20 protein-coding genes are annotated in these 15,617 nt (G+C 35.5%); 14 read left to right on the forward strand and 6 right to left on the reverse strand.

All coding sequences use genetic code 11. The annotated features are described in order from the left end of the window. The first annotated feature begins 27 nt into the window (after positions 1-27). A complete protein-coding gene (gene mtnN, locus BN1243_RS02005) occupies positions 28-720 on the forward strand; it encodes a 5'-methylthioadenosine/S-adenosylhomocysteine nucleosidase (RefSeq protein ID WP_062104609.1) in 693 nt (230 codons plus the stop codon). 51 nt (positions 721-771) lie between these two features. Here the strand turns inward: mtnN and sigK are convergent, their stop codons facing one another. Further along, entirely contained in the window at positions 772-1,500 is a 729-nt protein-coding gene (gene sigK / locus BN1243_RS02010; RefSeq protein ID WP_062104610.1) for an RNA polymerase sporulation sigma factor SigK, read from the reverse strand. A 347-nt stretch (positions 1,501-1,847) separates the two neighbouring features. Continuing rightward, entirely contained in the window at positions 1,848-2,387 is a 540-nt protein-coding gene (gene pssA / locus BN1243_RS02015) for a CDP-diacylglycerol--serine O-phosphatidyltransferase (protein WP_062104611.1), read from the reverse strand. Positions 2,388-2,484: 97 nt separating this feature from the next. Here pssA and BN1243_RS02020 point away from each other — a divergent pair, with 97 nt between their 5' ends. Continuing rightward, positions 2,485-3,267, forward strand: a complete 783-nt coding sequence (locus tag BN1243_RS02020; protein WP_062104612.1) for a phosphatidylserine decarboxylase — start codon at positions 2,485-2,487, stop codon at positions 3,265-3,267. Positions 3,268-3,408: 141 nt separating this feature from the next. Here BN1243_RS02020 and sda read toward each other — a convergent pair whose 3' ends face one another. Then, on the reverse strand, positions 3,409-3,561 hold the full coding sequence (gene sda, locus BN1243_RS02025) for a sporulation histidine kinase inhibitor Sda (RefSeq protein ID WP_062104613.1): 153 nt from the start codon (positions 3,559-3,561) through the stop codon (positions 3,409-3,411). A gap of 359 nt (positions 3,562-3,920) precedes the next feature. Between sda and BN1243_RS02030 the strand changes: the two genes are divergently transcribed. From BN1243_RS02030 to BN1243_RS02065, 8 genes are read left to right on the forward strand one after another with little or no spacing between them, the layout of a single operon-like run. Continuing rightward, positions 3,921-4,442: a YqeG family HAD IIIA-type phosphatase gene (locus tag BN1243_RS02030; protein WP_062110303.1), complete on the forward strand. Its 522-nt coding sequence runs from the start codon at positions 3,921-3,923 to the stop codon at positions 4,440-4,442. Next, a complete protein-coding gene (yqeH, locus tag BN1243_RS02035) occupies positions 4,439-5,545 on the forward strand; it encodes a ribosome biogenesis GTPase YqeH (RefSeq protein ID WP_062104614.1) in 1,107 nt (368 codons plus the stop codon). The genes BN1243_RS02030 and yqeH overlap by 4 nt, the downstream gene beginning before the upstream one ends. A 29-nt stretch (positions 5,546-5,574) precedes the next feature. Continuing rightward, entirely contained in the window at positions 5,575-6,417 is an 843-nt protein-coding gene (gene aroE / locus BN1243_RS02040; protein WP_154669787.1) for a shikimate dehydrogenase, read from the forward strand. Beyond that, complete coding sequence (yhbY, locus tag BN1243_RS02045; protein WP_062104616.1) at positions 6,411-6,701, forward strand: ribosome assembly RNA-binding protein YhbY; 291 nt, start codon at positions 6,411-6,413, stop codon at positions 6,699-6,701. Before aroE ends, yhbY begins: the two co-directional genes overlap by 7 nt. Positions 6,702-6,715: 14 nt before the next feature. Next, entirely contained in the window at positions 6,716-7,288 is a 573-nt protein-coding gene (locus BN1243_RS02050; RefSeq protein ID WP_062104617.1) for a nicotinate-nucleotide adenylyltransferase, read from the forward strand. Beyond that, positions 7,278-7,853 carry a bis(5'-nucleosyl)-tetraphosphatase (symmetrical) YqeK gene (gene yqeK, locus BN1243_RS02055; protein WP_062104618.1) on the forward strand — a complete coding sequence of 192 codons (576 nt, stop codon included), beginning with the start codon at positions 7,278-7,280 and terminating at the stop codon, positions 7,851-7,853. Before BN1243_RS02050 ends, yqeK begins: the two co-directional genes overlap by 11 nt. Continuing rightward, positions 7,850-8,203 carry a ribosome silencing factor gene (rsfS, locus tag BN1243_RS02060; RefSeq protein WP_062104619.1) on the forward strand — a complete coding sequence of 118 codons (354 nt, stop codon included), beginning with the start codon at positions 7,850-7,852 and terminating at the stop codon, positions 8,201-8,203. Before yqeK ends, rsfS begins: the two co-directional genes overlap by 4 nt. Next, a complete protein-coding gene (locus tag BN1243_RS02065; RefSeq protein ID WP_062104620.1) occupies positions 8,200-8,946 on the forward strand; it encodes a class I SAM-dependent DNA methyltransferase in 747 nt (248 codons plus the stop codon). Before rsfS ends, BN1243_RS02065 begins: the two co-directional genes overlap by 4 nt. Positions 8,947-9,053: 107 nt before the next feature. Here the strand turns inward: BN1243_RS02065 and comER are convergent, their stop codons facing one another. After that, entirely contained in the window at positions 9,054-9,875 is an 822-nt protein-coding gene (gene comER / locus BN1243_RS02070) for a late competence protein ComER (RefSeq protein ID WP_062104621.1), read from the reverse strand. A gap of 85 nt (positions 9,876-9,960) precedes the next feature. Here comER and BN1243_RS02075 point away from each other — a divergent pair, with 85 nt between their 5' ends. From BN1243_RS02075 to BN1243_RS02085, 3 genes are all read left to right on the forward strand, one after another. Further along, the gene (locus BN1243_RS02075; RefSeq protein WP_062104622.1) at positions 9,961-10,563 is read left to right on the forward strand and encodes a helix-hairpin-helix domain-containing protein; all 603 of its coding nucleotides are present in this window, start codon (positions 9,961-9,963) and stop codon (positions 10,561-10,563) included. A gap of 88 nt (positions 10,564-10,651) precedes the next feature. Next, positions 10,652-11,113, forward strand: a complete 462-nt coding sequence (locus BN1243_RS02080; protein WP_062104623.1) for a ComE operon protein 2 — start codon at positions 10,652-10,654, stop codon at positions 11,111-11,113. A gap of 64 nt (positions 11,114-11,177) precedes the next feature. After that, on the forward strand, positions 11,178-13,466 hold the full coding sequence (locus BN1243_RS02085; protein ID WP_062104624.1) for a DNA internalization-related competence protein ComEC/Rec2: 2,289 nt from the start codon (positions 11,178-11,180) through the stop codon (positions 13,464-13,466). Positions 13,467-13,584: 118 nt separating this feature from the next. Here BN1243_RS02085 and BN1243_RS21485 read toward each other — a convergent pair whose 3' ends face one another. After that, positions 13,585-13,719, reverse strand: coding sequence for a YqzM family protein (locus tag BN1243_RS21485; RefSeq protein ID WP_084781783.1), 135 nt, complete (start codon positions 13,717-13,719; stop codon positions 13,585-13,587). Positions 13,720-14,062: 343 nt separating this feature from the next. On the opposite strand from BN1243_RS21485, the gene holA reads away from it, so the two are divergent. Continuing rightward, complete coding sequence (holA, locus tag BN1243_RS02090) at positions 14,063-15,088, forward strand: DNA polymerase III subunit delta (RefSeq protein WP_062104625.1); 1,026 nt, start codon at positions 14,063-14,065, stop codon at positions 15,086-15,088. Positions 15,089-15,199: 111 nt separating this feature from the next. On the opposite strand, the gene rpsT is transcribed toward holA, so the two are convergent. After that, positions 15,200-15,460, reverse strand: coding sequence for a 30S ribosomal protein S20 (rpsT, locus tag BN1243_RS02095; RefSeq protein WP_062104626.1), 261 nt, complete (start codon positions 15,458-15,460; stop codon positions 15,200-15,202). Positions 15,461-15,617 lie beyond the last annotated feature (157 nt).

A 15,617-nucleotide genomic window follows, 5' to 3' on the forward strand; every position in this document is an offset into this window, starting at 1 on the left:
TGATATTAAGGGATAGGGGTTTTAATGTTGAAAATAGCAATCATTGGAGCAATGGAAGAAGAAGTTTCATTACTACGAAATCAAATTGAGAATGCACAGACAGAGATCATCGCTCACAGTGAATATACAAGTGGACAAATTGGCCAGAAGGAAGTAGTACTATTGAAATCTGGCATAGGAAAAGTAAATGCTGCCATGTCTACAACTATTCTCTTACAAAAATACAAGCCTGATGTCGTTATTAACACTGGCTCAGCAGGTGGCTATAATCCCGATTTAGCAGTAGGAGATGTTGTTATATCTACTGAAGTTCGTCATCATGATGTAGATGCTACTATTTTCGGTTATGAATATGGGCAAGTTCCCCAAATGCCTGCAGCTTTTAACGCTGATTCATCGTTAATAAAAGTTGCAGAAACAGCTGCAAAAACAATTAATGGTATTCAAACTGTAAAAGGATTAATTGCAACAGGGGACTCTTTCATGAATGATCCAGTTAGAGTGGAGTTTGTCCGAAATCAATTTACTGAACTGCAAGCTGTAGAAATGGAAGCAGCGGCAATTGCTCAAGTAGCGTGGCAATTTGAAATCCCGTTTGTGATTATTCGTTCTTTATCAGATATCGCAGGAAAGGAATCCCACCTTTCCTTTGATCAGTTCCTTGAAACAGCAGCTATAAATTCCGCAAATTTAGTACTTGAAATAATAAAAAGAGTATAAAACGACAGAAGGAGCTTCCTAAATCGGTTGGGAAGCTCCTTCTGCTTTATTCTAACTATCCTTTTTAGTGTTGTTCAATTTTTCTCTTTCTGCTCTATAAAATTCATGAAACATTTTCATAAGCGCACGCTTTTCGATCCTTGATACATAGCTACGTGAAATACCTAATTCTTTTGCAATCTCTCTTTGTGTTCTTTCCTTTTTCAAATTAAGACCGAAGCGACCGACGATAACTTCTTTTTCTCGCTCATCTAATACGTCAATGTATTCTCTTACTCGCTCTAGTTCCATATTTAATTGAATTGTATCGAACACATCTTCTAAATCTGATTTTAATACATCAATTAGAGATATTTCATTACCCTCCTTGTCATGCCCAATTGGATCATGCAGAGATACATCTTTTTTTGTTTTTTTCAATGCTCGTAAATGCATCAAAATTTCATTCTCAATACATCTCGCCGCATATGTTGCTAATTTTGTTCCTTTTCCGAAAGAGTAACTCTCGATCCCCTTAATTAATCCAATTGTTCCAATTGATATTAAATCCTCTGAATCTTCTCCGGTACTTTCAAATTTTTTTACAATATGGGCTACAAGCCGTAAATTATGTTCAATCAAAATGTCGCGAGCCTGCTCATCTCCATCAGCCATCTTTTGTAAGTAATGCTTTTCTTCCTCTGCAGTTAACGGTTGAGGAAAGGCATTATTTTTTACATATGAAACAAGGAAAATTAATTCTTTAAACAAGTAACTAAGGGCCGCCAAAATTCCGGACAAATCCTCACCTCCAACTGAGCTTAGGCTGTATTTTAATGTATATGAGTTAAATGTGGGACTTTTGCTTGTCTTATAAAAAAACTTCCGTAACCTTAAGAATTGTTAAAAACGAGAATAGTCTTTTATAATGAGAACATGGTGAAAAAGAAGCGACACTCGTATTTTTTATACATGTTCCATGTTGATTTGGCAAAGAAGGAATGCGGGGAGGATATGTGAAACCATTGGAATAAAAATGATCAATGACGACAATGAACACAAAAAAAGGTACTAAACGAGGAGCCTTCGTGATGAATTCAGCTAATACAGAAAAGCTGGTTTCGCAAAATATACGAAACCAGCTTAGCTTACACTTTTTTGAATGTAAATGTACTGATCATCATAATGGATAGGATTAAAATAATAAATAAAAATGAGTACGAAGGAAGATATGGGATTGCAAGATAGCCAAGAGTCAGAATACAGCCTGCTGCAGTTATAGGAAGACCAGTGAAGAAACCGTTACTTTCTGTAATATTAAATCTAGCAAGTCTAAATGCTCCGCAACCAATGTAAAATATAGTGAAGAATATGCCAGGGAAGCCGTACATATGAAGAATTCCTTGATATAATAACAATGCGGGTGCAACGCCAAATGAGACAATATCACTCATTGAATCAAGCTGTTTTCCCAGTTCAGATTCAATCTGAAACTTACGTGCCGTCATTCCATCGAATCGATCACAAAGAGCGGCGATAAATATAAGGATAAGACTTAAATGCAATTGGCCGTTAATTCCTGCAATAATTGCAAAACCACCTAACCCCAAATTAATAAGTGTTAATACATTAGCAACTTGCGATTTAAGTTTTCGAATGGTTTGATCTAAAACATTGGCGAAAAACAATTAAAACCCTCCTTCCCTAAAGAAGTTTTCATTATTATCAATTATAAACCGTTTATTAAAAAAAGTTAACTACAAAATTAATGGAGGGACGAACAAATTGAAGCAAAGGTTTTATCGGTCATTAATTGAACTAACAAATGGTGTAGTTTTATCAAAAATTCTTCAAACGTTTGCACAATCACGTTTTAGTAGGCTTTTTATAAAGTCTTATGCTAGAATGTACCATATCAATCTAGAAGAAGTGCTTGACGATCCTAAAACATATAAAAGTTTACATGAATTTTTCACAAGAAAGTTACATCCTGATATTCGACCTATTGATCAAGAAGAAAATACAGTTACAAGTCCAGTAGATGGAGTATTAGAGGAACATGGCGAAATTGAGTTAGCTAGTTCGATAACAATAAAAGGAAAAGTTTACTCTATCTCTGAAATGCTCGGTGGAATTGAAGAAGCTGCTAAGTATGAAGGTGGTCATTTCTTAATTATTTATTTAAGCCCAGCTCATTATCATAGAATTCATAGCCCAATAACTGGACAAGTTACAAATCAATATGAATTAGGAAGAAAATCGTATCCTGTCAATCGTTTAGGATTGAAATACGGGGATCAAGTTTTGTCAAAAAATTTTCGTATTATTTCAGAATTAACACATGGGGAATCGCGGATGGCGATGGTGAAGGTTGGTGCAATGTTCATTAATTCGATTGTAATTGTTCAGCCCAAAAAGGAATGGGAAAAGGGAGAGGAAGTAGCCTATTTTTCTTTCGGTTCAACAGTAGTTCTCTTATTTGAAAAAGGAACCTTTCAATCTGAAAAGAGAAATGAATTGCCCGTAGAGGTCAAAATGGGGGAAAAGTTGGGCAAGTTTTTAGTATAAATAAAGCTGGGAAATAATTTAAGCGGTATAATAAAAAAGTGCCTTATATAAGAGGCACTTTTAAAATGGTAATTAAGGATTGGCGAGTTCTGGATCTAGTCTAAACGAAGGGTGTCTGTAAGCTCTGCTTAACTGTCCTTCTTAGCTTGTAATTACAGTCATTTTTTTTGTGTATTTTCCTAACGATCGCCGGTGGAGTTCTAATTCAATTAGCTGAATAAATTCTGAATTCAAATTGAGTTTTTTCGCTTTAAAATAAGATTCAATCAACAGTTCATCTGATAGCTTATTCATCAGCTTCACCTCCAGCAATACTAGTACTAAAACAGAATATAAAGGAATAAGATAGTAGGTTATTTCTTCCTTTCATATTCTCACTTTAGCAGAAGAAATGAATTGGAACAAGCGTTCTTTTATCCACAAACTTAAGTGGATAACTTGTGGGCAACTTGTGAATAGTCAAATAAACGCTTGGTATATATACTTTTAATCAGTGTATAAAGTTATCCACAATTTGTGAAAATGGTGGTTTTTGTCGAAAACTCTTTTAGTTATAGAAAACAAAGTAGAAAGTTATAAAGAAAAAGATGCGATTATGTCAAAAATTAGATAAGATTGAAATACATAATTTTTAGCAGATGAGGTGCAAAGTGTTGTTGGATAAGTTTTTACCTAGCGAATATGTTAAAAGCATATACGATATTAACCCTGAAGAATTGAAAAAAAGAGGAATTAGAGGAATTATTACAGATCTTGACAATACTTTAGTTGAATGGGATCGACCCCATGCGACAGAAAAATTAATCGCATGGTTTGCAGAGATGAAACGTGCAAACATGAAAATCATGATTGTGTCAAACAATAACGAAGAAAGAGTAAGAATTTTTTCCGAGCCATTAAACATTCCTTTTATTCATAAGGCACGAAAGCCAATTGGCTCAGCTTTTCGTAAAGCGATGAAAATTATGGGTCTTACGAAAGAAGAGACGGTTATGATTGGTGATCAATTATTAACTGATATATTTGGTGGGAATCGCGCGGGGATATATACGATACTTGTTGTTCCTGTTGCTAAATCAGATGGATTTTTCACTAAATTTAATCGTAAAGTGGAAAGGGGAATAATGGCTAATTTTAAACGAAGAGGTTTGATTAATTGGGAGGAATCAAATTGAAAACAGATGAAAATACTTGTTATGGATGTGGAATTATCATCCAGACAGAAGATCCGGAAAAAATTGGGTACGCCCCCACCTCCTCCCTCAATAAGGAAGAGGTTATTTGTCAGCGCTGTTTTCGCCTAAGACATTACAATGAAGTTCAAGATGTATCATTGACAGATCAGGATTTCCTAAATATTTTAAATCAATTAGGAAAAACGGACAGCCTTATAGTTAAAATAATTGATATATTTGATTTTAACGGGAGTTGGCTTCCAGGATTACATCGCTTCGTAGGGAATAACCCTATACTATTAATTGGAAATAAAGCAGATATTCTGCCGAAGTCGGTTAAAAAAAATAAATTAATACATTGGATGAAAAATGAAGCAAATGAGCTCGGTCTAAGACCAGTTGATGTCTTATTAACAAGTGCAAAAAAAGGATTTCATATAAAAGAAGTTCTAGAAAAAATAGATCTATACAGACAAGGAAAAGACGTCTACGTAGTGGGATGTACGAATGTTGGGAAATCAACCTTAATTAACCGCATTATAAAAGAAGCATCTGGTAGTAGTGATGTTATTACAACTTCACATTTTCCTGGAACTACTTTAGATCGGATTGAAATTCCTTTAGAAGATGGGAAAGCACTAATCGACACGCCTGGAATTATTAATCATCATCAAATGGCCCATTTTGTTGGGAAAAAGGATTTTAAGGTTATTATGCCTAATAAGGAAATAAAACCGAGAGTTTTCCAGTTAAATGAACAACAAACACTCTTTTTTGGTGGATTGGCAAGGCTAGATTATGAACGAGGTGGCCGTCGTTCACTCGTATGTCATATGGCTAATGATCTGTCTATACACAGAACCAAATTGGAAAATGCTGATGAATTGTACAGAAACCATGTGGGGGAAATGTTACACCCACCACGAAAAAATGAACTTGATCAATTCCCTGAGTTAATTCGTCAAGAATTTACGATTAAAGAAGGAAAAACAGATATTGTATTTTCTGGCTTAGGATGGGTGACGGTGAATGAACCAGGTGCGAAAGTATCAGCGTACGTTCCGAAGGGTGTTAGTGTGATGTTAAGACGTTCGCTAATATAGAAATAGGGAGTTGTGAGGGGGAGGATTGATTGATGAAATTGTATGGTGTTATTGGCGATCCTATTGCACAATCTATGTCACCAGTCATGCAAGGACAAGAATTTCAGCAGCTAGGTATTCACGCACACTATCAGCCATTTCATATAAAACCGAAAGATCTAGAGGATGCGGTGAAAGGGATGAAAGCTATTGGGGTGGAAGGGTTTAATATAACGAGTCCACATAAGACAGCTATCATACCATTGATTGATAAAATAGATCCACTAGCAGAAGCGATTGGAGCCGTTAATACAGTCGTTAGAGAAGATGATCAATTTATTGGCTATAATACGGACGGAGAAGGTTTTATTAAAGCATTGCAGGCAGATTGGAAAGAACACTTTGATAATGAGAGAGTTTTAATTATCGGTGCAGGAGGGGCAGCAAAAGCGATATTTTATACCCTTCTGTCAAAAGGCATCGTCAATATTGATATTTGCAATCGCTCGGTAGAACGGGCTGAGAAATTAATTTTAGACTGTCCATATCAGGGGAACTCGACCTCATTGTCACTTTCTTCAGCAGAAGCAGAATTAGGAAATTATGATTTGATTATTCAAACAACTTCTATTGGAATGTATCCTGATCTTTCAAGCAGCCCTATTTCATTGGATGCATTAAGGAGTGATACATTTGTTTCGGATATTATTTATAATCCATTCGAAACGGCTATATTGACTGGGGCCAAGCAAAAAGGAGCACAGATACAAAATGGGTTGGGTATGTTTGTCTATCAGGGAGCTTTAGCTTTTGAAAGATGGACAGGGATCATGCCAGATGTAGAAAGAATGGCAAATACTGTAAAGAAACAATTAGGAGGAAAAATATGCTAACAGGAAAGCAAAAGCGTTATTTAAGATCAAAAGCACATCATCTTTCACCTATTTTCCAAGTGGGAAAAGGCGGCGTGAATGACAATATGATAAAGCAAGTTAATGAGGCCTTGGAAGCAAGGGAATTAATGAAAGTAAGTATTCTTCAAAATTGTGATGAAGATCGAGAAAGTGTTGCTGATAGTCTTGTGAAGGGAACAAAAGCTGAGCTTGTTCAAATCATTGGAAATATTATTATCATTTATAAAGAATCTCGAGAAAATAAACAAATTGTCTTACCATAAGGAGATTGGATGAATTGAAAAAAAGAGTAGGTATATTGGGGGGGACTTTTGATCCGCCGCATATTGGCCATTTGATTATTGCCAATGAAGTTCTCCACCGTCTTAATCTACATCAAGTGGAATTCATGCCTAATCAGGAACCCCCACACAAAAACAGAACAAGTGGAACCACTCTAAACAATCGTTTGGAAATGCTTGAACTGGCGATTGAGGGGCAACCTGCTTTTTCCATCGAAAAAATCGAGCTTGAGAGACAAGGAAGATCTTTCACAATCGATACGATAAATATCTTGCAGCAACTATATCCAGAGAAGGAATATTATTTTATCATTGGAGCAGATATGGTGGAGTATTTACCAAAATGGCATAAGATTGAGGAACTTGTAAAGAAACTTCACTTTATCGGCGTCAACAGACCTAATTATCAACTGATAAGTCCATACCCTGTTACCTCTGTTGAGGTTCCCCAAATTGATATTTCGTCTAGTTTGATTAGAGATAGGCGAAAGATGGGTGAATCAATTAAATACTTATTGCCTGACAAAGTAATCAGTTATATAGAGGAGAATTACTTATATGAATCGTGATCAAGCATTAACTATTGTCAAGAAACAACTTGGTGAGGGGCCAAGATATCAGCATACTTTAAGGGTAACAGAATGTGCGATAAAACTTGCAGAAAAGTATGGGGCTGATATAGAGCAGACGGAATTAGCTGCCATATTTCATGACTATGCAAAACTGATGCCGATTGACGAATTAAAGAGAAGGATCGAATTAACAAATGAAGATTCGCGTCTTTTAGTATACCCTCCCGAACTTTGGCATGGACCAGTAGCAGCGAGAATAATCTGTGAGCAATTTGGAATAGCTAATCCTGATGTAATAGCTGCTATTCGTTATCATACAACAGGACGTGCAGGAATGTCCCTGCTGGAAAAAGTGATTTACTTAGCAGATTATATAGAACCTGGTAGAAGTTTTCCGGGAATAGAAGAGACAAGGGAACTAGCAGAAATCAGCCTTGATCAAGCCGTATTAAAGGCATTAAGTAATACTATTTTGTTTTTACTTAAAAAAAATGCCTCTATTTTTCCGGATACCTTTGAGGCATATAATAGTTTAATCATAAAGGGAGGAAAACGCTTTTGAACACAAGTGAACTTTTAAAATCAATTGTTAAAGCAGCAGATGATAAAAGGGCTGAAGATATTGTAGCTCTTAATATGCAAGGTGTATCATTAATAGCAGATTATTTTATCATTTGCCATGGGAATTCTGATAAACAGGTGCAAGCCATAGCTAAGGAAATGAGAGATGTAGTCGAAGAAACTGGAACCTTCGTAAAGAAAATGGAAGGCTTTGACGAAGCGAAATGGATTCTTCTTGATTTTGGTGACGTTGTTGCCCATGTATTCCATCGAGATGAACGAAGTTACTATAATTTGGAAAAACTATGGGGAGATGCACCGATTGAAAATATAGGAGAACTGCAACAGTGACCTATGAAAGATTTGCTTCGGTCTATGATGTATTAATGAAGGATGTCCCATATCCCGAATGGGTGCAATTTCTTGAGCGAAAACTAACTAGTGCAGCAATAGAAGGGAAACGGGTTTTAGATTTGGGTTGCGGAACAGGAGAGTTATCTGTTATGCTCGCAAAAACTGGTTATGATGTTACGGGCGTAGATTTATCTTCAGATATGTTAATGATTGCACAACAGAAAGCCGAAATAGCGAATGTTGAGATCTCTTTGTTTGAACAAGATATGTCGAAGTTAGAGGATTTAGGTGTTTTTGATATTGTAACGATTTTTTGTGATTCTTTAAATTATTTATCAACGCCAGAACAGGTTAGAGATACGTTTAAGGGTGTAAATCAACATTTAAAGCGGGATGGATTATTTTTATTTGATGTCCATTCACTATATAAAATTGAACAAATTTTTATGAATGCTACTTTCGCTCTTGCTGAAGAAGAAATAGCTTATATATGGGATTGTTTTCCTGGTGAACACGAATATTCTGTTGAACATGAGCTTACCTTTTTTCTTCAAAAAAATAGTTCGGAAATGTACGAACGATTTGAAGAATTACATAAACAGCGAACTTTCCCTGTACAAGTTTACACAAAATGGCTTTTAGAAGCTGGTTTTTCAGTTTTATCTATAACGGCGGACTTTTCAGGGAATTCTCCTGCCGAAAAATCAGAGCGGATTTTCTTTGCTTGCCAAAAAAAATAAACAAAAGCTGTCCTTTTCCGCGGAGTAATTTCGAACGTCGGAATGCTCCGCTATTTAGGTCAGCTTATTTTCTTGCAGAATATTAATATTTAAGCTAATATATTGTATTAAGTATGGAAATCATTTTCTATTTCAACCATTTCAGTAAAATATTTTTGATGGGTTGCATAGAACACTTTTTCAAAAACACCTTCTAGATTTTTCTCCAAAACTGAGATACCCTCACCAGTAATTCCGCCTTTGACTGTCACTTTTTCTTCCAATTCAGGTAATGAATAATATCCCTTTTTCAGTATATCTCCAAGTCCGATTAACATTTGTTCAAATAATTTCACAGCAGTTTTTTCGTCGATGGCAGTTTCAGTTACGGCTGCTTCGATAAATTTCCTTGTAATATAACTATAAAAAGCGGGTCCGCAGCTGACGATATCTGAAGAGACACGTGTAATCTCATCATCTATTATAACTGGTTCTGAGACATTGGATAGCATTGTTATTAGTGTCTTTTTCCAATCATCCTTACATTGCTCTCCGAATGAGAAAAGCGTGGCTCCAGACAGTGCACGATTCGTGATACTTGGTATTATCCTTACACACGAACAAGGGACTATCTTTTCAAGCCATTGCGGTTTAATTGGACTTGTTATCGATACAAGGCATTGATTATTCTTAAAATATTCTTTGTTTTCTTCAAGCAAGGAGTAAAAATCCTTTGGTTTTACACATAAAAACATAAGATCTGTTCCAAGGATAACTTCTTTAATACTGCTAGCTACACTAATGTCATTATATTTATCTTTAAGCTTCATAGCTTTGGATATCGTTCGGTTGACGAGAATTAAGTCTGAAGGAGATATTGCACGACCAGTGATTAATGCTTCAGAAAGAATTGTACCCATATTCCCAGTTCCGATGATTCCGACTTTCATTCTTCTCCCTCCTTCATCCATTACTCCTAACAAATGTATGCTAATGATAAAAGAATATTCATACAAAAGTGAGGTGTTTTAAAAATTGTTAATTTGGCTTCAGAAGTACAAATCATTAGTTGTCGGAGGACTATGCTTTATTATTGTTGGTTTTCTTTTTCTTTACAAACAAAGTGGGGAAAAGGCAGAAATTGAGACTCATTCTCCAATATGGTTAGAAGAAGTCCAAGAAAACATTCCTGAAACTGAACCAATATTAGAGAAGTATTATGTTGATTTAAAAGGTGCTGTTAAACAACCCGGACTATATGAAGTATCTGTGGAAGATCGAGTCTTTGATGTTATTGAGCGTTCAGGAGGATTATTAGAATCTGCAGATGAAAGTCAGGTTAATTTTGCGTTGAAGGTTCATGACGAAATGGTAATCTATATACCAAAAATCGGTGAAGTCAATGAAGCGGCACTTTCTTCTGGAGAATCTACATCAAAAAACTCAAAGATCAATATTAATAAAGCGAGTTCTGCAGAATTAGAAACACTTCCTGGCATTGGGCCTGGAAAAGCAGCAGCGATAATTGAATATCGTGAGGAAAATGGGAAGTTTCATGAAATTGAAGATATGATGAAAATATCTGGAATAGGAGAGAAGACATTTGAAAAACTAAAAGATTCCATTACTGTCAAATAATATGAAAAAAGTATATGCATTTTAAAACTGGGGTTTTCCTAGTTAGAAAAATAATATAAACTAAAAGAAAAAGAAGAGGTAGAAGAAGATGGATAGAATACCGTGGAATCAATATTTTATGGCACAAAGTCACCTATTATCATTCCGAAGTACGTGCACACGACTTGCTGTAGGAGCAACTATTGTCAGAGACAAACGAATGATAGCTGGTGGCTACAATGGATCGATTGCGGGAGGAGTTCACTGTATTGATGAAGGATGCTATGTTATTGATAATCATTGCGTCCGGACGATTCACGCTGAGATGAACGCCATTCTGCAATGTGCTAAATTTGGTGTTGCAACAGAAGGTGCTGAAATTTATGTTACACATTTTCCATGTTTGCAATGCTCTAAAGCAATCATACAAGCTGGGATTAAAGCTGTTTATTATGCAAAGGATTATAAAAATCATCCCTATGCGTTAGAAATATTTGAACAGGCTGGTGTTAAAATAGAAAAAGTTTCTTTAAATAAGGATATATTCTTGACTTTAGCTAATGACCTTTAAAATGATTAGAAGAGGCAACTAAAGAAATATTAGTGCCTCTCGACCAAATAATAGAGGGGATGTTATGTTAAGAGGAAGATGGGTTTTTCTTGCACTCGCAGCACTCTCAGGTGTTTTGTTTGTTCTTGAGTTCCATTATCTTTCGCTGTTATTTTCTACAATCATTTTTTTTAGAATCTTGTTAGAAAAACAATCGAAGCTGATGATTATTTTTTGTTTTATGTTTGTTTCTTTTGTCCTTTCAGCATTTGTAAGCGAACGGAATCATCACACAATTTATGATGAAGGTAAGGTTCAATTATCGATCACTTTCGATGATGTCCCCCAAATTGACGGTAACCAATTAAGAGCCGTTGTTTCCTCAAAACAAGAAAAGTTTCTCCTCACTCATAAAATTCTAAGTGAAGCAAAAAAATATCAATTTGAAACTAGAATACGTTCAGGCACTGCATGTACGCTGAGCGGAGAATTAGTTCAGCCATCTCGAAGCAGAAATGAGAATGCTTTTGATTATGCAATGTATCTTAATAAGCAAAATATTCATTGGATGTTAAAAGTGAGTGAATTTACTGTAGAGGATTGCAAACAAACAACCTCATTTCTATCTGTATTAAGGAATGGGCGCAATAATGGGATAAAATCCGTTGAGGAAAATTTCCCGAGTAAACTTATTCCGTATGCAAATGCACTTATTTTTGGTGATCGTTCAGCCTTTTCAGATGATACCTTCGAGAGTTATCAAAGATTAGGTGTAGTTCATTTACTTGCCATATCGGGATTACATGTTGGGCTAATTTCTGGTTTTTTTTATTTTCTCTTTATTCGTATTGGTTTTACTAAAGAAACAGTCTACTGGATTTTAGTTTTTTTCCTCCCACTTTATGCAGTCATAAGTGGAGGTAATCCCCCTGTTATTCGAGCGATTATTATGACCCTCCTCTTATTATCTTCGCAGAGATGGCGTTTTCCTTTAACTACTCTTGATACACTCTCTTTAAGTTTTATCGTATTTTTATTATTTGATCCCTACGTTGTATATAATGTTGGCTTTCAATTATCTTTTACTGTTACGTTTGCATTAATCATAACTTCCAAAAAGACTTTGAAAGGTTCAGTGTTCATTAAACTGTTGAATGTATCCTTAACCTCCATGTTTGCTTCCTTGCCAATTCTTACTTACCACTTTTATGAATTTTCCATACTAAGCATCTTAGCTAATATCATATTTGTCCCTTTTTACACCATTATTGTTTTGCCGGCGATGTTATTTTTATGGTCTATTCAAACTATCCCCTATCTATTTTCTCTGTTTGCAGAACCAATTACAGAAATTATAGCTTTTTCAGAATGGGCTGCTACTTTTGTTTCTTCGTGGAAGTATGCAGTGATCGTAACGGGAAAACCTAATATGCTTAGTCTGTTTCTTATGATATTAGGGGTTTTAGCTTATTTTTTAATTACCGAGCATAAAAAGAAACAGATTGTTGCTTTCTTACCGTTGACAATGATCTTGGTCGGTCATTTATTATTCGTTCAATACTCGCCCACTGGAGAGGTTGTTTTTATTGATGTTGGTCAAGGTGATTCCATTTTAATCAAATTACCTTATAATCGAGGAACTTATTTAATCGATACTGGGGGAACGGTCAATTTTACTGAAGAAGAATGGCAACGAAGAAAAAAGCCGTATAAAGTAGGCAAAGCTATTTTATTGCCTCTTTTAAAAAGTAAAGGGATTCATAAACTAGACAAACTCATCTTGACTCATGCTGATATAGATCATATTGGAGCTGGAGAGGATTTGATCGAAAATATCTCGATCGAAGAAATTTACATTTCACCAAATTCATGGGTAAAACCAGTTATGAAAGACATCGTTATTTCAGCGAGGAAAAAGGGGATTCATATAAAAGAAGGCAGAGCTGGAATTTCGTGGAATAACTTGTCGGGTGATTTTTATTTCATTTATCCCTTTGATGAAAATTATGAAGGTAATAATGATTCACTTGTTTTATTAGCAAATTTCGGCGGCTTAAATTGGCTTTTTATGGGGGACATTGAAAAAGAAGGGGAGTGGGAATTAATTAGATCATATAAGCAACTGAAAGCAGATGTATTAAAAATCGGACATCATGGGAGTCGAACTTCAACTACAGAGGATTTTCTCAAGAAGGTTAATCCACAATATGCGATTATTTCAGCTGGGGAAAATAATCGATTTGGGCATCCTCATGAAGAGGTAGTCGAGCTCCTTGAAGACTATAATGTGCATATCTTTCGAACAGATCAACAAGGGGCAGTTCATTATGTTTTTTCAAATCGGATAGGAACCTTTAAGACTGTTTTGCAATAAGATGTAACAAATGATAAAACAACAATGTTTTTGGCGCTATCTATCCGTTCTTCCTCACCAATAAAAAAAGAAGTCTGTATAACAAACTTCTCTCTTCACGAATTTGACTTGTTGATATTTATTTACCAATGATTTCAATAACCGTCCCAATCACAAAGATTGCTGTAAAGAATACAAATGAAACAACAAAGCCGATGCCGGAGTCGATAAGGTCGTTCCGCTTAGATTGGACATTTTTCTCAAATTCATTCATTCGAACTATCCCTCCTATTTACCACTATAGTATAGACGAATACTGAAAATAAATCCACATTTTCCTTTACCACTGTTGTCAAGAGTTGACACCTATACTTTTTACGATGAAGGCTACAATAAAGATACAAGAAGGAGTTCACCACATCTTCTTATTGACTTCTCGAGAAGTATACAACGGCGCCCTTTAAATCCGTTTCAGATTAAGTATCCTAGGCCTTTCTCTGAAACGTTCACTATAGATTGGGGACAAATGATGGGATTTGTCCCCTAATTCTACTTGTCAAATGCTCTCTACTTTCATACGATAGTATAAGGATCACGTATGAGAGAAGGTCAACGGTATGGAAATTTGGAATAAAATAGAAAAAAGGCATTTTGCACCACTCTACTTATTATATGGAACCGAGAGCTATATAATCAATGAGACGAAGCAAAAATTAGTGGCAAATGTGTTAACAAATGAAGAAATGGATTTTAATTTATCAGTTTATGATTTAGAAGAAACATCGATCGAACAAGCTCTTGAAGATGCTGAAACATTTCCTTTTTTTGGTGAGAAAAAATTAGTGTTTTTACATAATCCGGTATTTTTAACCGCGGAAAAGTCGAAGGATAAAGTCGAACATAACTTAAAAAAATTAGAAGAATATATTCTCGAACCGGCACCCTATACGATCTTAGTATTTGCGGGGCCTTACGAAAAGTTAGATGAACGGAAGAAACTTACGAAACTACTTAAGAAAAATGCTGAAGTCATTGAGGCAAAAAAACTTAATGAAAAGGAGATAATTATTTGGGTTAAACAGCAAGTAAAAACGAGTGGGGTGGAAATAAGCGATCAAGCGTCAGAGCTTTTGCTTACCCTCGTTGGATCAGATTTAATGCGCTTGTACTCAGAAATTCAAAAATTGGCACTATATGGTAGGGGGGAAGCTCGGGTTATTGATGTTGAAATGGTTGAAAAGCTAGCATCTAGATCATTAGAACAAAATATTTTTGATTTAATTGAGAAAGTCGTTCAACGAAAAATGGAGGACGCTTTTAGAATATATTATGATTTACGTAAACAAAATGAGGAACCAATTAAAGTGCTAGCACTAATAGCTAGTCAATTTCGCTTGATTTATCAAGTTAAGGAGTTAATTAAGCGGGGGTACGGTCAGCAGCAAATAGCAAGTATGTTAAAAGTTCATCCGTATCGAGTTAAGCTTGCTTCTGGGCAGGCACGATCTTTTACGGAATTGGAGTTAGCCGAAATTATGGATTTACTAGCTAAAACAGACGAACAATTGAAAACCGGAGGATCAGGCAGAGAAGTGTCCCTGGAATTATTTTTACTGAAGCTAAGTACATTAAGTAGTAAGTAAATAAAAAAACGTCCCGTTAACTGGGGCGTTTTTTTTAGTATATCTAGTTCCAGCGCATAGCGTTGTCTCCGTTTTATCGAACTAAAGGCAAGCAAATGCGCATGGCTTTTATTAAGATGTTTGGCTCAATTTTTTAGAAAGGCGAGCTTTTTGACGGTTAGCTGTGTTTTTGTGGATTAGACCTTTTGTTGCAGCTTTATCCAAATGCTTAACGGCATTTTTATAAAGTTCTTTTGTATCTTCCGCGTTAGCGTCAACAGCAACTTCGAATTTTTTAACTGCAGTACGCATAGCAGATTTTACTGCTGTGTTTTGTGCATTTTTTGATTCGTTAATATTAACACGTTTAATAGCTGATTTAATGTTTGGCACTTACTTTCACCTCCTGAATAGCATCGAGATCTATATTACTCGACTATCACCATTTAACTATATAAGAACAAAGGATATTTTATCAAACGAAATGAAGGATTGCAATACTTCTGAATGAAAAATGAATGGAAAGGAAAAGATGAAAGAAAGAAAGAAA

This window comes from Bacillus niameyensis, from assembly GCF_001375535.1.
Taxonomy (GTDB): domain Bacteria; phylum Bacillota; class Bacilli; order Bacillales; family Bacillaceae_C; genus Lederbergia; species Lederbergia niameyensis.